Below are 18613 nucleotides of genomic sequence, written 5' to 3'. Positions count from 1 at the left end.
TATGGGGCCCTGACACACTCGTATTTGCGTCCGGCGCGGGGGCGCCGCAATACTCGTTCGACCCTGGATCCACCAGGAACCCACGAATGTCGAACATGATTCCGCGCCGGGCCTCCGAGCCCCTTCCACTCCGCCCGAGGCCGTGCTGATGGCTTCGGCGAACTCCTCTTCCTCCTCCTCCGTCTTCGACGTCGCCGTGATCGGCGGCGGCCTCGTGGGATCGGCGATCGCCTACGGGCTGCGCGGCAGCGTCGAGTCGGTGGCCGTGCTCGACGAGGGCGACGTCGCGCTGCGCGCCTCGCGCGGCAACTTCGGCCTGGTCTGGCTGCAGAGCAAGGGCTACGGCATGGGGGCCTACAGCCACTGGACACTGCGCTCGACCCGGCTGTGGCCGCAGCTCGCGGCGCGCCTGCTCGACGAGACCGGCATCGACGTGGCGCTCGAGCAGAAGGGCGGCCTCACGCCGCTGATGGGCGACCACGAGATCGAGGCGCGCCTCGCCTGGGTCGAGCGGCTCATGGCGCAGCCCGGCGTCGAGCCCTACGAATGGAAGCTGCTCGACCACCACCAGGCGGCCGCGCTGGTGCCCGGCCTCGGCGCCGACGTGACCGGCGCGATCTGGACGCCGCACGACGGCATCGTCAATCCGCTCAAGCTGCTGCGCGCGCTGCATGCCGCCTTCGCGCGCGGCGGCGTGTCGTACCTGCCGAACCACGGGGTCGAGAAGATCGAGCATTCCGCGGGCATGTTCCACCTGCGCACCGCGGCGCGCTGCATCCACGCGCGCAAGATCGTGCTGGCCTCGGGCCTGCACAACGGCGCGCTCGGCGCGCAGGTCGGCATCGACCTGCCGATGGCGCCGCAGCGCGGCCAGATCATCGTGCTGGAGCGCACGCGCCGGCTGCTCGACACGCCGATGGTCACGCTGCGCCAGAACGACGAAGGCAGCTGGCTGGTCGGCGACTCGCAGGAGGACGCGGGCTATGCCGACCACGTCACCACGCTGCCGGTGCTCGCCACGCTGGCCGACCGCGCGGTGCGCACGCTGCCCGCGCTGGGCGACGTGCGGGCGGTGCGCGCATGGTCCGCGCTGCGCGTGCGCGCGAAGGACGGCTTTCCGGTCTACGAGCAGTCCGCGCGCCATCCGGGCGCCTTCATCGCCACCTGCCACAGCGGCGTGACGCTCGCCGCGATCCACGCCTTCACGCTCGCGCCGATGATCGCCGCCGGCGCGCTGGCGCCCGCGCTCGACGGCTTTTCGACCAGGAGATTCCATGTTCAGTCGGCTTGAGCCGCCCGCCGCGCGCACGGTGCGCATCACCGTGGACGGCGCGTCGATCGCCTGCGGCGAGGGCGACAGCGTCGCGGCCGCGCTGCTGGCCGCGGGCATCGATGCCTGCCGCGACACCGCCGTCTCGGGCACGGCGCGCGGCCCCTTCTGCATGATGGGCGTGTGCTACGACTGCCTGGTCGGCATCGACGGGCAGCCCAACCAGCAGGCCTGCATGACGCGGGTGCGCGAGGGGATGGTCGTGAACCGCCAGCTGGGTGCGCGCGAGGTGAAGGCATGAACGCGCCTTCGCTGCCGCTGCGCGCGCCGCTCGAATGCGACCTGCTGGTCATCGGCGCCGGCCCGGCCGGGCTGGCCGCTGCGACGCGGGCCGCGCGCCTCGGGCTCGACACCGTGCTGATCGACGAGCAGCCCGCGCCGGGCGGCCAGATCTACCGCGCCATCGGCAGCACGCCGGTGCAGGACCGCGCGATCCTGGGCGCCGACTACTGGCACGGCCTGGACCTGCTCGCGCCGTTCCGCGCGAGCGGCGCACGCCATGTCGCGGGCGCGATGGTGTGGGCGGTGAACCGCCGCGACGAGGGCGGCTTCGAGGTCGCCTACTCGAATGCCGCGGAGCGCACGGGCGGCCTGCTGCACTGCCGCCACATCGTCCTTGCCACCGGCGCACAGGAGCGGCCCTTCCCGGTGCCGGGCTGGACGCTGCCCGGCGTGCTGACCGCGGGCGCCGCGCAGATCCTGCTCAAGACCGCGGGCGTGGTGCCCACCGGCACCACGGTGCTCGCCGGCGCCGGGCCGCTGCTGTACCTGCTCGCATGGCAGTACCTCAACGCGGGCGTGAAGATCCATGCGCTGCTCGAGACCGGCGTGCCCGGCCAGTGGCGCCGCGCGCTGCCGCATGCCTGGGGCTTCCTGCGCTCGCCGTACCTCGGCAAGGGGCTGAAGCTGCTGCGCGCGGTGAAGGCGCAGGTGCCGGTCGTCGGCGGCGTCGGTGCGCTCGAAGCCATCGGCGTGCAGGGCCGGCTCGCGCAGCTGCGCTACGAGGCCGGCGGCGAGACGCGCACGATCGACGTCGACCAGCTGCTGCTGCACCAGGGCGTGGTGCCGAACACGCAGCTCTCGCGCGCGATCGGCGCCGACCATGCCTGGAACGAGCGGCAGGACTGCTGGGAGCCGGTGGTCGACGCCTGGGGCGCCACCAGCGTGCCGCAGCTGACCATCGCGGGCGACGGCGCGGGCATCGCGGGCGCGGTCGCGGCCGAGCACCGCGGCCGTCTCGCGGCCCTGCATGCGGCGGCCTCGCTGGGCGTGCTGGATGCAGCGGCCCGCGACCGCGAGGCCGCGCCGCACCGCGCGGCGCTCTCGCGCGCCACGCGCGGTCGCGAGTTCTTCGAGACGCTCTACCGCGTGCCCGAGCGCCTGCGCCGCCCGGTGGGCGACACCATCGTCTGCCGCTGCGAGGAAGTCACGGCCGCGCAGGTGCGCGAGGCCACGCGCCTGGGCTGCCAGGGCCCGAACCAGCTCAAGGCCTTCCTGCGCTGCGGCATGGGCCCCTGCCAGGGCCGCTTCTGCGGCCTCACCGTGACCGAGGTGATGGCCGACGAGCAGGGCCGCCATCCGCGCGACGTGGGCAGCTACCGCGTGCGCTTTCCCATCAAGCCGGTGACGCTGGGCGAGATCGCCGCGCTGCCGCAGACCCAGGCCTCGCGCGAGGCCGTGGTGCGCTTCAAGAAACCATGAACTCCAAAGTCAGCCGCCGCCTCACCGAAGGCACCGCCACCGAGGTCACCGAGCACATCTACGCGCCGCGCCTCGCGAAGGACTTCCCGGCCGTGTTCGGTCCGCTCAACGACGTGAACCAGGCCCACCTGCTGATGCTGCTGCACACCGGGCTGATGCCGCGCGAACCGGCCGCGGAGCTCGCCCGCGCGCTGGCGCGGATCGAGGACGAGGGCGTGGCCGCCGTGCCGCTGGACCCGTCGATCGAGGATGCCTACTTCAACTACGAGGCGCACCTGATGCGGGTGGCCGGCAGCCACGTCGGCGGCTACCTGCACATGGCGCGCAGCCGCAACGACATCCTCGCCACCATGGACCGCATGCGTGCGCGCGAGCTCGCGCTGTCGCTGGTGGATGCGCTGTGCACCGTGCGCGCGTCCGCGCTCGAAGGCGCCCGGCGGCACAGCCGCACCGTGATGCCGGGCTACACCCATCTGCAGCCCGCGCAGCCGATCACCTACGGCTTCTATCTCTCGGCCATGGCCGAGGTGCTGACGCGCGACATCGAGCGCGTGCAGCAGGTCGAGCGGCTGATCGACCGCTGCCCGCTCGGCGCCGGCGCGCTCGCGGGCACCTCGTTCGCGATCGACCGCGCGGAGAGCGCGCGGCTGCTCGGCTTCGGCGCGGTGCTGCCGAACGCGCTCGATGCGGTAGGCTCGCGCGACTTCGCGCTGGAGCTGCTGTCGGCAATGACGATCTGCGCCGTGGGCTGGAGCCGCTTCGCGCAGGACTACTTCGTGTGGTGCACTGCGGAGTTCGGCCTGATCGACTTCCCGGACCGGGTGGCGGGCACGTCGAGCATCATGCCGCAGAAGAAGAACCCGGTCGTGCTCGAGTACCTCAAGGGCAAGGGCGGCCACCTGATCGGCCTGCTGGGCGCATCGCTCTCGACCATCAGGGGCACCAATTTCAGCCACACGGGCGATGCGAGCCGCGAGGGCATGCGCAGCCTCTGGGAGGCCGGCGAGGAATGCCTGCGCTGCCTGGCGCTGCTCGACCTCGTGGTGCGCACCGCCGAGCCCGATGCCGAGGCGATGGCACGGCGCGTGCGCCGCGACTTCAGTTCGGCCACCGACCTGGCCGACCTGCTGGTGCGGCGCGCGGGGCTCTCGTTCCGCGAGTCGCACCATGTGGTGGGCGCGGTGGTGCGCGAGGCGATGGACCGCGCGCTCGGCGCCGACGAGGTCGGCCTGGAGATGCTGAACCGCGCCGCGCTGGACCAGCTCGGCCGGCCGCTCGACCTCGGCGACGAGGAAGTGCGCGCGAGCCTCGACCCGCTCGCCAGCGTCCACAGCCGCCTGGTGCCGGGCGGCCCGGCGCCGGTGCGCGTCGAGGAACGCGTGGCCGAACTCGAGCGCCTCTCGGCGGCCGACCGCCAGCGCAACGCCGCCCGACGCGACAAGAGCAACGAGGCCCGCGCGGACCTCAAGCAGAGCATCCGGAGACTCGCCCTTTAAACCCACCCCCCATGCGGCGCCCTGCTCCGACGGGCCGCAGCTTCACCGAGGATTGAGAAATGCGCCTTTTCACCATCGTTCCGGCTCTTGTCATGGCACTGGCCCTCGGCCCTGCCGCCGCGCAGGACCTTCCGCCCTCCCCCATCCGCATGCTGGTCGGCTTCGCGCCCGGCGGCGGCAACGACGTGATGGCGCGCCTGATCGCCACGCAGTTCCAGCTCAACACCAAGGAAACGATGGTGGTCGAGAACAAGCCCGGCGGCGGCAGCACCGTGGCCACCGCCGAGATGGCACGCGCCCGGCCCAACGGCCAGACGCTGCTGCTCGGCTCGGTCGGCGGCCAGGCGATCGCGCCCTCGATCTACAGCAAGCTGCCGTACGACCCGGTCAAGGGCGTGCAGCCGGTGTCGCTGGTGGCCAAGTCGGCCAATGCGCTGGTGGTCAACGCCGAGCTGCCGGTGAAGAACGTGCGGGAGCTGCTCGCCTATGCCAAGGCGCACCCGGGCACGCTCAACGTCACCTCGCCGGGCAACGGCACCATCTCGCACCTGTCGGCCGAGCTCTTCAAGAGCATGGCGGGCGTGTTCATCACGCACATCCCCTACCGCGGCGATGCGCCGGCGATGCAGGACGTGATGGGCGGCCAGGCGCAGCTGACCTTCGCGAGCCTGCCCTCGGCCAAGGCCGGCGCCGACACCGGCAAGGTGCGCATCCTCGCGGTGACGAGCGCCAAGCGCGTCGATTCGATGCCCAACGTGCCGACCATTGCCGAGTCGGGCGTGCCGGGCTACGACGTGGTCTCGTGGTACGGCGTCTTCACCACCGGCGGCACCCCGATGCCGGTGGTCAACCGCCTCGCGCAGGAGATCGCGGCCGTGCTCGCGCAGCCGAACGTGCGCGAGTCGATCACCAAGATGGGCATGGAAGCCGGCGCGCTCAACCCGGCCGAGTTCGCGAAGCTGGTGGAGGCCGATTCGCGCAAGTGGGAACAGGTGGTGAAGAAGGTGGGCATCAAGCTCGACTGAGCGCAGCGAATGCTCAGAGCTGGTCCAGCGGAACCAGCCACGACAGCCACAGCATGCGCAGCCTGAAGAGGAGCCCCACGCCGGGTTCCTCGTCGAGCACTTCGCGCTCGGGACCGTTCGAAACCCAGCGCAACGTGCGCGTGTCCGGGTCGAGCACGACTTCGTACACGCCCTCCGAGCTGTCCATGTGCAGCGCATCCCGGAGCCGGCGCGCGACCTCTTCGCTGCGGATGCGAACGCCGAGCTCGGTGTTGAGCCGCGCGGAGCGCGGATCGAAGTTCACGGAACCGAGCAGCACCGTGCGCCGATCGATGATTGCCAGCTTGGCATGCAGGCGGCCCTTCGAGTCGCCGAAGCGCTGCCGCAGCGGGCGGCTGCGACCGATCTGGCGCGCGCTCACTTCGAACAGCCGCACGCCGCGCGCCAGCAGCTCGCGGCGGAAGCGGTTGTAGACCGTGTTCACGATGGGTTCGTCGGTATCGGCCATGCCGTTCGTCGCGATGCTCACCTGCACGCCGCGGGCGCGCAGTCTTTCGATCTGCGCCAGCGCCGCCGCATCGGGAATGAAGTACGGCGTCACCAGCTCGTAGCTCTCCCGGGCCGACTCGACCAGCTGTGCCATGCGTTCGCGCGCGGTGATGCAGTGCGGCGCCGCGGCGCCGGGCCGCCGGTCGGGCGGGTCGGCCACGGCGCCCGCGTCAGCGGCAAGCCAGCGTGACGACGCGCCTTGCTCGATCTGCGCCGAGACCCATGCGCCGCGCGGGGGGTGCGCGGCGCCCGGCGCGACGTCCTCGTGTCCGGCGGCATCGCCTTGCGCTTCGATCGGGCGCACCGCCTCGGCGGCGGATGCATGGGTCACCTGTTCGATGCCGTAGGCGAGATCACTGTTCCAGTAGAGGTCGAAGATCGACTGCAGCTCTGCCACCAGCGCGCCGCCCAGCAGAACCTCGAGGTCGATGAAGTTCGCCTCGCGGGCACGCAGGAAGTACTCGTCCGCGACGTTGCGCCCGCCTGCGATCGCGAGCACACCGTCCGCCACCATCAGCTTGTTGTGCATCCGGTGCGTGAGCCGCGAGAAATCCGCCACGAATGCGAACAGCCGCTGCGCGGGGTTGCGCTGGCGGCCGAAGAACGGATTGAACAGGCGCACGTGCGCGAACGGCTCCCTTTCCAGCGCCAGGAGCCACGGATCGCGTCCGGCCGTGTGGAAGTCGTCCAGCAGCAGCCGCACGCGCACGCCACGGCGCGCGGCCTGCTGCAGTTCGCGCAGGATCAGCGCTCCGGTGGCGTCGTTGCCGAGGTAGTAGGTCTGCAGATCGATCGACGACTGCGCGTTGCGAATCAGCGCGAGCCGGGCGTCCAGCGCCAGCGGGGCTTCGACGAGCGGCTGGACCCGCGTCGCGGCGGCGTCCGATGGCGCTGCCCCCGGTGGCGGCGCCGCCGCAAGGCGCCCCAGGGCGCCGTCATGCGCCGGGGCGAGTGCCCACTGCACCGGCGTCCGCTCCCGTGCCGGGAGACCGGAGGCGCATCCCGCCAGCCAGCCGGCGAGCGGCAGGCACACCAGCGCGGCGAGCAGCCGGGCGAGGCGCATGTCGACCGGCCGCTGCTATTTCGCGGTGCCGCCGTGGCCTTCGCCGTAGCTCGGAAGCCGGCCTGCCCTGTTCTCGGCGCTGAGCTCCGCACGCCGGGCCCGGCGTTCGGCGCGGCGCTCGGCACGCGGTTCCCTCGCCACGGCGACCGGCTTGGGATCGCCCTCCGCGCTCTTGAAGGCACGGGCCGCGGCGGCACCCGCGGGCTTGCGTCCCTCGCGCGCCTGCACGCGCTCCTCGCGCGGAACCTTGCGCCGGGCATCGGGGATCGGCGTGCCTTCGCCCGGCTGGAAGTCCCTGGTGGCTTGCGCCCCCCCGGCCTTGCGGGCTGCGCGCGCCTCGGCCTTGTCGGCCGTCCCGGCGGACTGCGCCAGCGCGTGGGGGAGATGGCCGGCGGCCATGCCGAGTGCGGCTGCGATGCCGATCTTCTGAAGCAGTTTCATGTCGTTTCCAAGTGGATGAAGGAGATGCGGGAAGAAAGCAGGAAAGGAACGGGCGCCGTCATGTTCGTCGCGCCCGGCGCGGCGCGGCACTCCCGTCGAGCCGATGCGCATCTATCTCCAAAGGCGAAGACCCGAGGCGCGTGCCTCGAAGCGCACGGAGGCACGTGGGGTCATCCGCGCCTAGTCCCAAAGAGCGATGTCAAGGCGCGTCGCGACCCCGACGATCCGGTCTGGCAATCACCCAGCAAGGCAGCACCGATGCAATCCCCCTCCCCCATCGCGCGACGCGAGCTCCTCGCCGGCGGCGCCCGCGTCGCCCTCGCCGCGTGGCTTCCGCTGGCGTCGATCGCCGCCTGTTCGTCCGCCGGCTCCGGCGTGCGGACCCCATCGCACCCACCCTCAGAAAGGCAACACATGAACTTCGTGAAAACCAAGGACGGCAGCCAGATCTTCTACAAGGACTGGGGCAAGGGCCAGCCCATCGTGTTTTCCCACGGCTGGCCACTGACGGCCGACGACTGGGACGCGCAGATGCTGTTCTTCCTGCACCAGGGCTATCGCGTGATCGCGCACGACCGGCGCGGCCATGGCCGCTCCACGCAGACCTGGACCGGCAACGAGATGGACACCTATGCCGACGACCTGGCCACGCTGACCGAGGCACTGGACCTGCGCGATGCCATCCACGTGGGGCACTCCACGGGCGGCGGCGAGGTCGCGCGCTACCTGGGCCGGCACGGCACCAAGCGCGTCGCCAAGGCCGTCCTCATCGGCGCCGTTCCGCCGCTGATGCTCAAGACCGCGGGCAACCCGGGCGGCCTGCCGATCGAGGTGTTCGACGGCATCCGCGCCGGCGTGGTGAACAACCGCGCGGAGTTCTATCGCGAGATCACGCTGCCCTTCTACGGCTACAACCGCACCGGGGCCAAGGTCTCGGAAGGCATTCGCCAGAACTGGTGGCGCCAGGGAATGATGGGCGGCATCAAGGCGCAGTACGACTGCATCAAGGCGTTCTCCGAAACCGACTTCACCGCCGATCTTCGGAAGATCGACGTGCCGACGCTGGTCATGCACGGCGACGACGACCAGATCGTGCCGATCGGCGCATCGGCCCACATGTCGGCGAAGCTGGTGAAGGGCGCCGAGCTCAAGGTGTACCCGGGCCTGCCGCACGGCATGTGCTCGACGCACCCGGAGGTCATCAACGCCGACCTGCTCGCGTTCATCAAGCGCTGAGAGCCCGGCCATGTCCCGTATCGACATCGAGAGCGGCGCCGGCCGTTTCGGCGCCTACGTCGCCCGCCCGCCGCGGGCCGCGGGGCCCGCCCCCGCGATCGTGGTGTGCCAGGAGATCTTCGGCATCAACGCCGACATGCGCGAGACCTGCGGCGAACTCGCCGAGCAGGGCTTCATCGCCGTCTGCCCCGACCTGTTCTGGCGCCAGGAGCCCGGCGTGGAGCTTTCCCACCTGCACGACTGGCCGCGCGCGCTCGCGCTCTACCAGGCCTTCGACATCGATGCGGGCGTGCGCGACGTGCTCGCCACCGTCGCGGCTGCGCGCACCCTCGATGGCGCTTCCGGGCGCGTCGGGCTGATGGGCTACTGCCTGGGCGGACTGATGACCTTCCTGGGCGCGGCGCGCGGCGCGCCCGATGCGGCCGTGGCGTACTACGGCGGGCGCACCGAGGAGTTCCTCGCGGAGGCCCGTGCGGTGGCCGCGCCGCTGCTGATGCACCTGGGCGAGGAAGACGAGTTCATCCCCGGCGAGGCGCAGGAGGCCATCGTCGCGGCGTTCGCCGGCATGCCCAACGTGCAGGTGCACCGCTACCCGGGCTGCCGGCATGCGTTCGCGCGCCATGGCGGCACGCACTACGACGCGGCCGCCGCCCACAGCGCGAACACGCGCACCTTCGAATTCTTCCGCTCGAGGCTCACCCCATGAACGAACCAGGCCCCCTGACCACCGCGTTCGGCGCGCCGGTGGTCGACAACCAGAACACCGAGACCGCGGGCCCGCGCGGCCCGGCCCTGCTCCAGGACGTGTGGCTGCTCGAGAAGCTGGCGCACTTCGACCGCGAGGTGATCCCCGAGCGCCGCATGCATGCCAAGGGCGCGGGCGCGTACGGCGTCTTCACGGCCACGCGCGACCTCGGCAGCTGGACCTGCGCCGCGCCGTTCTCCCGCGTGGGCAAGACCACCGACGTCTTCGTGCGCTTCTCCACCGTGGCCGGCGAGCGCGGTGCGGCGGACGCCGAGCGCGACATCCGCGGCTTCGCCATCAAGTTCTATACCGAGCAGGGCAACTGGGACCTGGTGGGGAACAACACGCCCGTGTTCTTCCTCCGCGATCCGCTCAAGTTCCCGGACCTCAACCATGCGGTCAAGCGCGACCCGTGCACCGGACTGCGCAGCGCCGAGAACAACTGGGACTTCTGGACCTCGCTGCCCGAGGCCCTGCACCAGGTCACGATCGTGATGAGCGACCGCGGCATTCCGGCGAGCCATCGGCACATGCACGGCTTCGGCAGCCACACCTTCAGTTTCATCAACGCGGCCGGCGAGCGCTGCTGGGTGAAGTTCACCTGGAAGACGCAGCAGGGCATCCGCAATCTCTCCGACGACGAAGCCGCGGCGCTCGTGGGCGCCGACCGCGAGAGTGCGCACCGCGACCTGATCGAGCACATCGCCGCGGGCGACTTCCCGCGCTGGACGCTCTTTGTGCAGGTGATGACCGAAGCCCAGGCCGCCGCGAGTCCGTTCAACCCCTTCGACCTCACCAAGGTCTGGCCGCACGGCGACTTTCCGTTGCACGAGGTCGGCCAGCTCGAGCTGAACCGCAACCCGGTGAACTTCTTCGCGGAGGTCGAGCAGGCGGCATTCAACCCCGCCAACGTGGTGCCGGGCATCGGCTTCTCGCCCGACCGGATGCTGCAGGGCCGCCTGTTCTCCTACGGCGACGCGCAGCGCTACAGGCTCGGGGTCAACCATTTCCAGATTCCGGTGAACGCGGCGCGCTGCCCGGTGCGCAGCTACCACCGCGACGGCAGCATGCGCGTGGACGGCAACGCAGGCGCCACCATCGGCCACGAGCCCAACAGTCGCGGCGAATGGCAGGAGCAGCCGGCCTTCCGTCCGCCGCCGCTCGAGCTCTCCGGCGCGGCGCAGCGCTGGAACCACCGGGACGACAGCGACTACTACAGCCAGCCCGGCGCACTGTTCAGGCTGATGACGCCGGCACAGCAGCAGGTTCTGTTCGAGAACACGGCGCGTGCGATGCGCGGCACCTCGGCCGCGACGCGCAGGCGCCATGTCGAGAACTGCACGCGCGCCGATCCCGCGTACGGCGCCGGCGTGGATGCGGCGCTGCGCGCGCTGCGCGATTGACCGCCTCCGAACGCACGCACATCCGCCCACATCCGCTTTTCGCACAGGAGAACATCGCCATGCTCGGACTCACTCCCCTCGGCCTCGCACACACGGCCATCAGTCTGGTCGCACTCTTCTGCGGCTACCTGAGCCTCATGCGCCACGGCGCGATCGATCCCGCCGCGCGGCTGGGCCGGGTCTATCTCTGGACCACCGTGCTGACCTGCCTGACCGGCTTCGGCATCTTCCAGCGCGGCGGCTTCAACGAAGCGCATGCGCTGGGCGTCGTCACGCTGCTCGCGATCGGCGTCGCGCTGTTGCCGCTGCGGGCGCGCGCGTGGCCCTACGTGCAGACGGTTCTCTGGACCCTGACGCTGTTCTTCCACATGATCCCCGGGCTGACCGAGACCTTCACGCGCCTGCCGGCGGGCGCGCCGCTGTTCACCGGCCCCGACGATGCGAAGCTGCAGGCCACCGTGGGCGCCGTGTTCTTGCTGTTCGCAGCGGTCATGGCCGCCCAGGTATGGCACATGCGCCGGCGCCTGCGCCATGTGCCGCCGGGCGTGGCCGCCGCAGGCTCCTGAACGCGCCGGCCCGGGTCAGCGCAGGAACTCCAGCACATCGCGGGCGAACGGCTCGGCGTGCTGGAAGAGGAAGCCATGGCCCGAATCCGGGTACACGATCAGACGTGCGTCCGGCAGCGCCTGCGCCATGGCGTAGGACGCATAGGTCGGCACCATGATGTCGTGCCGCCCGTTGGCGACGAGCACGGGCTGCCGGATCCGTGCCAGGCGGGGCAGCAGCGTCGTCGAAGCGGTACCTACTGCCTGCGCCGACCTGAGCTGCGCCTGCCATGCGGCGGCATCGACCTGCTTCGCGAACGCGTCGCTCCTCGCCCGCAGGCGCTGCAGGTAGGCCTTGCCGGCCGCGCGGCTGGACGCCGTTTCCTCGAAGAAGAGGAAGAGAAAATCCTCGTCGTCGTTCACGGGCTTCGTCGCCACCTGCCACACCGCGGGACCGGCGGGCTCCACCCCGGGCGGCATGTCGGGCACGAAGCCGGGGCCGGAGCCGGCGACGATCAGGCGCCGGACCCGGCCCGGATGGTCGAGCGCGAGCTGAAGGGCCACCGTACCGCCCATCGAGAACCCGAGCACGTCCACCTGCGTGTGCCCCAGCGCGTCCAGCAACGCCACGGCCGATGCGGCGAAGCCGGAGAGTGAATCGGGCGCCGTCCCGCCGGACCGGGCGAAGCCGGGCTGGTCGAAGACGATCACCGGCCGCTCCGCGGCAATGCGGTCCAGCAGCAAGGGGTCCCAATGGTCCATCGTTCCGCGGAAGCGGTTCAGCAGGAGCAGCGGGATGCCATGGGCCGGGCCGATCCGGCGGTAAGCCATGGGATGGCCGTTGACCGCGACGGTGCGCGTTTCGGCTGCAGCGGTCGCGCCCGTGGCCGCGAGGGCCGGGGCGAGCGGAACGACGGACAGGAGAAGAAATGGAAGCAGTGCATTCACACGCATGCGAACCTCGACAGGTAGCCGGCAACATCGCCAGCGCTCGAGCGTGACGACTCCCCCTTCTTTTCACGTCCCGCGAAGAGGCAACGTATTCCCTCGCCTTAAGGGGCGAGGATACCTATCCCTTTGGGAGAGGGACCCGCATGGCGCGTCACCCCCGCAGGGTCTCGACGCCGGGCGTGAACATGTAGCCCGCGCCGCGCTCCGTGACGATCATGCGCGGGTTCTGCGGATCGGGTTCGATCTTGCGACGTATCCGGCCGACGAGCACGTCGACGGACCGGTCGTACACCTCCGCGTTGTGGAGGCGGGAGAGCTCGAGCAGGCGCTCGCGCGTGAGCACCCGCTGCGGCGCCGCGAGGAAGGCCAGCAGGAGATTGAACTCCGCGTTGCGCAAGGTCAGCGACTCTCCGCCCGGTGCACGGAGCCGGCGCAGCCTCACGTTGAGTTCCCAGCCCTCGAAGCGGTAGGCCCGCACATGGGCCACCACCTCGGCAACGGTTTCGTGCATCTTGGCGCGCCGCAGCAGGGCGCGGATGCGGGCCAGCAGCTCGCGGGGCGAGAACGGCTTCGTCAGGTAGTCGTCCGCGCCCAGTTCGAGCCCCATCACGCGATCGGCCTCGTCGCGCAGTGCGGTCAGGATGATGATCGGGAGCTTGGTCTGCTCGCGCAGCGAACGCGCGATCTGCAGCCCGTTCTCGCCGCCCAGGCGCAGGTCGAGCAGGACCAGGTCGGCGGGATCGCGTCCGAGCACCGCGCGCATCTCTTTCTCGCTGGCGACGGCGGTGACGCGGAAGTCGTGATCGAGCAGGTAGCTGGTGATCAGTTGCCGAACCGAGAGATCGTCATCGACCGCGACCACGTGCGGCGCATTCGGACTGGCCGCGGTGCTCTCCAGCATTGTCCTGTTCCTCGAGTGAATGTTCTTGTCCGCCGCGCTCGGCGCGGGTGCTCTCGCCAGAAATCATCTGACACAAAGCGACCCGTTCGGCCCTCGCGTCGGCGACCATGCGCTACCTGAAGGCGCCTCAATGTCGTCGAGGAAGCTTGCAGGAAACTTGCAGAAAACCGCACGGGACCTGCCCGAACGTCCAAGGAAACCGAACTTGCGCAGCTATCGCATCGTCCTCATCGAGGTGGACCCGCTCATGCGGGAGCTGGCCCAGCGCTGGCTGGAGGAAGCGGGTCACCGGGTGGTCCGGGCCGCGCCCACCGAACTCGACGCCGCGGCCGGCGCCGACCTCGTCATGATGGACGTCGCGAGTCCTCGCCGGGCAGCCGAGCGCATCGGATTGCTGCAGGCACGGCATGCGGTGCCGATCCTCCTCGTGTCGGCCGGATTGCGCCGCAGCAGCGAGCCGTCGCCGGCGCTGGCGCTCCAGCTCGGGGTGGCGGCCGTCCTGCCCAAGCCGTACACCCGCGGGGAGCTGCTCGCCGCGGTCTCCGCGGCGCTGGGATCTTCCGCCTAGCGCGCGGCAGCGCGGCCGCGCGAGCGCTTCGCGGCGCCGTTCGGCCGGTCTCGCGCCAGCGCTTCGGCGAGCGCGGCGGCGAGATCCATTCTCGCGACCGGCTTCGCCAGCACCGCCCTGGCACCGAGCGCGCGGGCGCGGCTGACGAGCGAGTCGCCGAGATACCCGCTCATCATGACGATCGGAACATCGTCCCTCACCTGGCGCAGCGACTCGATCAGGCCGATGCCCGACAAGCCGGGCATGCGCTCGTCGGTGAGCACCGCGTCGAAGTGATGCGGGTTCTTGCTGAAGATCCGCGCGGCCTCGATGCTGGACGTGCACGCCACCCATTGGTAGCCGAGGTCCGCGCACAGCTGAGAGGTCAGCCGCGTCAACGCGGGATCGTCGTCGACCACGAGGATGCGCTGCTGCGTCCCGCGGGGAATCATCTGCGCCACCGCTTCGGGCGGTGCGGCCACGTCGCCGCTGCGCGGCAGGTACACGACGAAGGTGCTGCCCTCGCCGACGGTGGATGCCACGTCCACCGCGCCGCCCCATTCGGTGACGATGCCGTGCACCAGCGACAGGCCGAGGCCGGTGCCCACGTTGACTTCCTTGGTCGTGAAGAAGGGATCGAAGATGCGCTGGCGGTCCTCCAGCGCGATGCCGCTGCCGGTGTCCGAAACGGTCAGCACGACGTAGGGCCCCGCGGCGATCGAGCCGGTGGTCGCGGAGAGCTCTTCCGCGAGCGAGCGGCACTCGAGCGTGACCGTCAGCTCGCCGCCGTGCGGCATCGCCTGGACGGCATTGGTCGTGAGGTTGCCGATGACCTGGTGGACCTGGGTGGGGTCGCCCAGGACGGCCGCCCTCCCCGCCCGAAGCTCGCACGCGAGGCGCACCTCGCCGTGCAGCGTGGACCTCAGCAGTTCCAGCGATTCGCCCGCGACCTTCTCGACGTGCACCGGCAGCCGCTCGCTCACGCTGCTCCGGCTGAAGGCCAGGATGCGGTCCACCAGCGCGCGGCCGCGTTCTCCCGCGGTGACGATGCACTCCAGGTCGCGGCGCATGCGGCTTCCCGCGCGCGTGCGCCTCAACGACATTTCGCCGAAGCCGAGGATCGCCCCCAGGATGTTGTTGAAGTCGTGCGCAATGCCGCCCGCGAAGGTGCCCACGGCTTCCAGCCGCTGGGACTGCGCCCGCGCCGCCTGCTCGCGCTTGAGATCGTCGATGTCGCTCACCGAGCCCGCCATGCGGATCGGCACGCCCCGTGCGTCGCGAACCGACTCGCCGCAGAAGCGAACCCACCGGTAGCTGCCGTCCGACTGCATGATGCGCCACTCGCCGCGGTAGGTCGCCGAGCGGCCTTCGAGGTAGGCGGTGGAGGCGTTGAGCTGGTCGTGGTAGTCGTCGGGGTGCACGGGCACGAGCCGACGCCACTCCGAGCGGTGCCGCTTCGTGGGACCAGGCTCCAGCCCGAAGATCTGCTGTGCACGCTCCGAGTAGTACTGCATCCCGCTGGCGGCGTCCCAATCCCAGATGCCGTCGTTCGAGCCGGCCACGGCCAGCGCGAAGCGCGCCTCGGACTCGCGCAGCGCGGCTTCGTGCGCCTTGCGGTCGGTGATGTCGCTGATGGAGCCGGTCCAGCGCACGATCTTGCCGTCGAGGTCGCGCGAGAGCAGGCCGCTGATGCGCACCCAGCGCTGTTCGCCCGCGCGCGAGAACCGCCGCTCCACGACGAAGCGGTCGGACTTGCCGGCCCGGTGCGCCTTCAGCGCCCGCTGCCACGCCGGCCTGTCGTCCGCATGCAAGGGGAAGCGGCGCAGCAGTTCCGCGGGGTTGCGAAACCGCATGCCGGCGTCGAGGCCGCAGATTTCCAGCATGCGCGGCGAGGCGTGGATCTCGCCGCCCCCGACCTCCCAGTCCCAATGCCCGTCCTGGGCGGCTTCCATGGCCAGCGCATGGCGCCTTTCGGATTGCTCGAGCGCGCGCTCCGCCCGCTTGCGGTCGTCCACGTCGCTGATCGAGCCGCTCAATCGAAGCGCCTTGCCGTCGGCGTCGCGCAAGGCGCGCCCCCTCACGCGCCGCCAGCGGTCGGTGCCGTCGGGCTGCCGGAAGCGCCATTCGGCATCGAGCCGGTCGGCATCGCCGGCGATGTAGCGCGCGATGGCGGCCCTGCGCTCCTCCACATCGGTCTGGGGCTCGCTCACCAGCGTCAGCCACTCCGTGCGCGGCCGCAGCGTGACGGCGCTGGGCACCATGCCGAACATGCCCTGGGCGCGCTCGGACATGAACATCATCCCGGTCTGCAGGTCCCAGTCCCAGATGCCGTCGGCCGATCCTTCGACGGCGAGCGCGAAGCGCTCCTCGGATTCGCGCAGCGCCGCGGCGGTCGTGCGCTGGACGGTGATGTCCGTCGATGCGCCGATGACGCACATCTTGCCGTCGTGGTCCTGCATCGCCACGCCGCGCTCTTCGATCCAGCGCAGCTGTCCATCGGGCCGCACGATGCGGAAATGCGCCTCCCACGCGCCCACGGGATCGGCCAGCCACTGCAGGAAGGCGGCGCCGATGCGGTCGCGGTCATCGTCGTGGATGCATCGCACCCACAGCGCGGGATCCTGGTACAGCGCCTCGACGGAACGACCCCAGACCTTCTCGAAGTTGGCGCTGCAGTACACCACCCGTTCCGGATGGCACTCGGTGACCCAGACCACGTCGCCGGTCGCCTCCACGAGGTGGCGAAACCGCGCTTCGCTGCGCCCGAGCGCCACCAGCCGCTCGCGCATGGCGAGGTTCTCCTGCTCGAGCACGGCCAGCCGGGCCAGCAGGGTCGACGTCTCCGACGACGCAGCGCGATGCGGCAGGGTCGTTTGTGCCATGGAAGATTCCTGGGCCGGCGAGCGGGCACCGGTGATGCGGAACATTATTCACGGCCACAGGCCGCCGCCGCATTTCATATGACACACGACGCCGGGTCAAGCGCCGGGGCGGCGGCACGAGGATGTGTCTCATGACACGACCCGTCCGCCCGTTGGCAGCGCCGCGACACATCCGCAGTGGAAAGTACCCCGGCGGCACGCCACCGCATCCGCAGGAGAAACACATGAACATCACCCGGCGCGTCGAGGTTTTCGTCTGGCACGAATCGCCCCTGGTCCGTGCGGGCCTGGCGGCGACGCTGGCCGAGCGTTCGGATCTGCAGGTCACCGTCGCGCCATGGAGCGACGGGCCGGCACGCGGCCCCGGCTGCGATGTCATCGTCGCGGACTACGCGACCGCCATGCACTGCCTGGAGGTCCTCTCCACCCGGTCGACTTCAGGTGGCGGCGCGGCGCCCCGCGTCATGGTGGTGACGGCGCGCGACGGGGAATGGGACATCCGCAACGCCACCACGCGCGGTGCCCAGGGCTATCTGCTGCTCGGCTGCTCCGCCGACCGGATCATCGATGCCGTGAGTTCGCTCGCCCGCGGCGCACGCTTCTACGACGACGCCGTCTCCGCACGCATCGCCGACAGCCTGGTGCATGCCTCCCTCACGAAGCGGGAACACGACGTGCTCCAGCAGATGTCGCAGGGCGCGGGCAACAAGGAGATCGCGCGCACGCTCGACATCCAGCTCGGAACCGTCAAGGCGCACGTGAAGGCCATTCTCGGCAAGCTCCAGGCGCGCTCCCGGACCCAGGCGGTGGTGGTGGCCGAACATCGGGGACTGCTGCGGATGATGTACGAGTGACCGCACGGCACCGGTCCGCCTCGCGCGGCAGCGCGCCGCGTGGCGGAGAATGCGCGCGATGCCCGCCGCCGTTCCCCACCGCTGCCGCCTGCTCGCCACGCCCTGGCCCGAGGTGCATGGCGTGGCGACCGACAGCGCGCGTCGCTTCGCGCGGCATTCGCATGCCGGCCACGGCATCGGCCTGATGGACGACGGGGCGCAGGACTCGGCCAGCGGCCGCGGCGAGGTGCGCGCCCAGGCCGGCGACCTGATCGCCACCAATCCGGGCGAGGTGCACGACGGACGTCCGCTCGGCGGGCGCTCCCGCCGCTGGCGCATCGCCTACCTGGGCCCGGAGGTGATCGCGTCGGTGGCGGGCGCCGCCGCCGGTGCGGAACTGGTGCTGGCGCAGCCGGTGATCCGCGGCGACGCGCTGCTGCGCCACGCGCTGCAGCAGTTCTTCGCGCGCCTCGCGCAATGGAACGCCATGCCGCACGATGCGGTCGCGCTGGCCTGCGAGGAATCGCTCGCGCAGACCTGCGGCCTGCTGCTGGCGCGCCATGCGGCGCAGGCGCCACCCGCCGAGGCCGATGGGAACGTCGCGCGCGTGCGCGAGCGGCTCGCGGACGAGATGCACGCGCCGCCCTCGCTCGCGGCGCTGGCGGAGACCGCGGGGCTGAGCCGCTACCAGCTGCTGCGGCGCTTCGCGCGTGCCTACGGCATGCCGCCGCATGCGTGGCTGCTGCAGCAGCGCGCCGAGCAGGCGCGGCGCCTGATCCGCGACGGCGCGGGCCTGGCCTCGGCGGCGCTCGCGGCGGGCTTCGCGGACCAGAGCCACATGACGCGGATCTTCGCGCGGCAGTTCGGGTTCACGCCGGGTGCGTGGCAACGGAGTGCGGCGCGCCGGCCAAGCCGCTGAGCGCGCGCCCGCTGCAACCGCGTTCAAGACGGGTTCCCGGGCGGCACGCAGACTCCGGCGGTGTTCC

17 protein-coding genes are annotated in these 18613 nt (G+C 71.1%); 12 read left to right on the top strand and 5 right to left on the bottom strand.

Going from position 1 to position 18613, the window contains the following annotated elements; translation table 11 throughout:
- The first annotated feature begins 148 nt into the window (after positions 1-148).
- From M2165_RS00485 to M2165_RS00465, 5 genes are all read left to right on the top strand, one after another.
- Entirely contained in the window at positions 149-1291 is a 1143-nt protein-coding gene (locus tag M2165_RS00485; protein WP_280812701.1) for an FAD-dependent oxidoreductase, read from the top strand.
- Complete coding sequence (locus M2165_RS00480; protein ID WP_280812700.1) at positions 1275-1571, top strand: (2Fe-2S)-binding protein; 297 nt, start codon at positions 1275-1277, stop codon at positions 1569-1571. Before M2165_RS00485 ends, M2165_RS00480 begins: the two co-directional genes overlap by 17 nt.
- Positions 1568-3031 carry an NAD(P)/FAD-dependent oxidoreductase gene (locus tag M2165_RS00475; protein WP_280812699.1) on the top strand — a complete coding sequence of 488 codons (1464 nt, stop codon included), beginning with the start codon at positions 1568-1570 and terminating at the stop codon, positions 3029-3031. The genes M2165_RS00480 and M2165_RS00475 overlap by 4 nt, the downstream gene beginning before the upstream one ends.
- On the top strand, positions 3028-4527 hold the full coding sequence (gene argH / locus M2165_RS00470; RefSeq protein WP_280812698.1) for an argininosuccinate lyase: 1500 nt from the start codon (positions 3028-3030) through the stop codon (positions 4525-4527). The genes M2165_RS00475 and argH overlap by 4 nt, the downstream gene beginning before the upstream one ends.
- A 92-nt stretch (positions 4528-4619) precedes the next feature.
- Entirely contained in the window at positions 4620-5552 is a 933-nt protein-coding gene (locus M2165_RS00465; protein ID WP_280812697.1) for a tripartite tricarboxylate transporter substrate binding protein, read from the top strand.
- Positions 5553-5565: 13 nt separating this feature from the next.
- On the opposite strand, the gene M2165_RS00460 is transcribed toward M2165_RS00465, so the two are convergent.
- The gene (locus M2165_RS00460; RefSeq protein WP_280812696.1) at positions 5566-7143 is read right to left on the bottom strand and encodes a phospholipase D family protein; all 1578 of its coding nucleotides are present in this window, start codon (positions 7141-7143) and stop codon (positions 5566-5568) included.
- Positions 7144-7158: 15 nt separating this feature from the next.
- Positions 7159-7584, bottom strand: a complete 426-nt coding sequence (locus M2165_RS00455) for a hypothetical protein (RefSeq protein WP_280812695.1) — start codon at positions 7582-7584, stop codon at positions 7159-7161.
- A 414-nt stretch (positions 7585-7998) separates the two neighbouring features.
- Between M2165_RS00455 and M2165_RS00450 the strand changes: the two genes are divergently transcribed.
- Genes M2165_RS00450 through M2165_RS00435 form a run of 4 tightly spaced genes read left to right on the top strand, consistent with a single transcriptional unit; the run spans position 7999 to position 11534 of the window.
- Positions 7999-8820: an alpha/beta hydrolase gene (locus M2165_RS00450; RefSeq protein WP_280812694.1), complete on the top strand. Its 822-nt coding sequence runs from the start codon at positions 7999-8001 to the stop codon at positions 8818-8820.
- Positions 8821-8830: 10 nt separating this feature from the next.
- On the top strand, positions 8831-9526 hold the full coding sequence (locus tag M2165_RS00445; protein ID WP_280812693.1) for a dienelactone hydrolase family protein: 696 nt from the start codon (positions 8831-8833) through the stop codon (positions 9524-9526).
- On the top strand, positions 9523-10968 hold the full coding sequence (locus M2165_RS00440; protein WP_280812692.1) for a catalase: 1446 nt from the start codon (positions 9523-9525) through the stop codon (positions 10966-10968). Before M2165_RS00445 ends, M2165_RS00440 begins: the two co-directional genes overlap by 4 nt.
- 59 nt (positions 10969-11027) lie before the next feature.
- Positions 11028-11534: a hypothetical protein gene (locus tag M2165_RS00435; protein ID WP_280812691.1), complete on the top strand. Its 507-nt coding sequence runs from the start codon at positions 11028-11030 to the stop codon at positions 11532-11534.
- A gap of 15 nt (positions 11535-11549) precedes the next feature.
- Here M2165_RS00435 and M2165_RS00430 read toward each other — a convergent pair whose 3' ends face one another.
- Together M2165_RS00430 and M2165_RS00425 are read right to left on the bottom strand one after the other, a co-directional pair.
- The gene (locus M2165_RS00430) at positions 11550-12467 is read right to left on the bottom strand and encodes an alpha/beta hydrolase (RefSeq protein ID WP_280812690.1); all 918 of its coding nucleotides are present in this window, start codon (positions 12465-12467) and stop codon (positions 11550-11552) included.
- 148 nt (positions 12468-12615) lie between these two features.
- The gene (locus M2165_RS00425; protein WP_280812689.1) at positions 12616-13365 is read right to left on the bottom strand and encodes a response regulator; all 750 of its coding nucleotides are present in this window, start codon (positions 13363-13365) and stop codon (positions 12616-12618) included.
- Between the two features lie 205 nt (positions 13366-13570).
- Here M2165_RS00425 and M2165_RS00420 point away from each other — a divergent pair, with 205 nt between their 5' ends.
- A complete protein-coding gene (locus M2165_RS00420; RefSeq protein ID WP_280812688.1) occupies positions 13571-13933 on the top strand; it encodes a hypothetical protein in 363 nt (120 codons plus the stop codon).
- Here the strand turns inward: M2165_RS00420 and M2165_RS00415 are convergent.
- On the bottom strand, positions 13930-16794 hold the full coding sequence (locus M2165_RS00415) for a PAS domain-containing protein (protein WP_280812687.1): 2865 nt from the start codon (positions 16792-16794) through the stop codon (positions 13930-13932). The two genes, M2165_RS00420 and M2165_RS00415, sit on opposite strands and share 4 nt — an antisense overlap.
- A 224-nt stretch (positions 16795-17018) precedes the next feature.
- Between M2165_RS00415 and M2165_RS00410 the strand changes: the two genes are divergently transcribed.
- Together M2165_RS00410 and M2165_RS00405 are read left to right on the top strand one after the other, a co-directional pair.
- Positions 17019-17648 carry a response regulator transcription factor gene (locus tag M2165_RS00410; protein ID WP_280812686.1) on the top strand — a complete coding sequence of 210 codons (630 nt, stop codon included), beginning with the start codon at positions 17019-17021 and terminating at the stop codon, positions 17646-17648.
- Between the two features lie 58 nt (positions 17649-17706).
- Positions 17707-18546, top strand: a complete 840-nt coding sequence (locus M2165_RS00405; protein WP_280812685.1) for an AraC family transcriptional regulator — start codon at positions 17707-17709, stop codon at positions 18544-18546.
- Positions 18547-18613: the final 67 nt, after the last annotated feature.

Origin of the sequence: Variovorax sp. TBS-050B, from assembly GCF_029893635.1 — a bacterium.
GTDB lineage: Bacteria > Pseudomonadota > Gammaproteobacteria > Burkholderiales > Burkholderiaceae_C > Variovorax.
This window is presented reverse-complemented; position numbering and strand designations above follow the sequence as displayed.

Bases quoted from the DNA above. Each gene is read 5' to 3' on its own strand.
- M2165_RS00415 (WP_280812687.1), bottom strand. From the start codon at position 16,794: ATGGCACAAACGACCCTGCCGCATCGCGCTGCGTCGTCGGAGACGTCG.
- M2165_RS00410 (WP_280812686.1), top strand. From the start codon at position 17,019: ATGAACATCACCCGGCGCGTCGAGGTTTTCGTCTGGCACGAATCGCCC.
- M2165_RS00425 (WP_280812689.1), bottom strand. From the start codon at position 13,365: ATGCTGGAGAGCACCGCGGCCAGTCCGAATGCGCCGCACGTGGTCGCG.
- M2165_RS00480 (WP_280812700.1), top strand. From the start codon at position 1,275: ATGTTCAGTCGGCTTGAGCCGCCCGCCGCGCGCACGGTGCGCATCACC.
- M2165_RS00450 (WP_280812694.1), top strand. From the start codon at position 7,999: ATGAACTTCGTGAAAACCAAGGACGGCAGCCAGATCTTCTACAAGGAC.
- M2165_RS00475 (WP_280812699.1), top strand. From the start codon at position 1,568: ATGAACGCGCCTTCGCTGCCGCTGCGCGCGCCGCTCGAATGCGACCTG.
- M2165_RS00405 (WP_280812685.1), top strand. From the start codon at position 17,707: ATGCCCGCCGCCGTTCCCCACCGCTGCCGCCTGCTCGCCACGCCCTGG.
- argH (WP_280812698.1), top strand. From the start codon at position 3,028: ATGAACTCCAAAGTCAGCCGCCGCCTCACCGAAGGCACCGCCACCGAG.
- M2165_RS00445 (WP_280812693.1), top strand. From the start codon at position 8,831: ATGTCCCGTATCGACATCGAGAGCGGCGCCGGCCGTTTCGGCGCCTAC.
- M2165_RS00485 (WP_280812701.1), top strand. From the start codon at position 149: ATGGCTTCGGCGAACTCCTCTTCCTCCTCCTCCGTCTTCGACGTCGCC.
- M2165_RS00465 (WP_280812697.1), top strand. From the start codon at position 4,620: ATGGCACTGGCCCTCGGCCCTGCCGCCGCGCAGGACCTTCCGCCCTCC.
- M2165_RS00455 (WP_280812695.1), bottom strand. From the start codon at position 7,584: ATGAAACTGCTTCAGAAGATCGGCATCGCAGCCGCACTCGGCATGGCC.
- M2165_RS00435 (WP_280812691.1), top strand. From the start codon at position 11,028: ATGCTCGGACTCACTCCCCTCGGCCTCGCACACACGGCCATCAGTCTG.
- M2165_RS00440 (WP_280812692.1), top strand. From the start codon at position 9,523: ATGAACGAACCAGGCCCCCTGACCACCGCGTTCGGCGCGCCGGTGGTC.
- M2165_RS00430 (WP_280812690.1), bottom strand. From the start codon at position 12,467: ATGCGTGTGAATGCACTGCTTCCATTTCTTCTCCTGTCCGTCGTTCCG.
- M2165_RS00460 (WP_280812696.1), bottom strand. From the start codon at position 7,143: ATGCGCCTCGCCCGGCTGCTCGCCGCGCTGGTGTGCCTGCCGCTCGCC.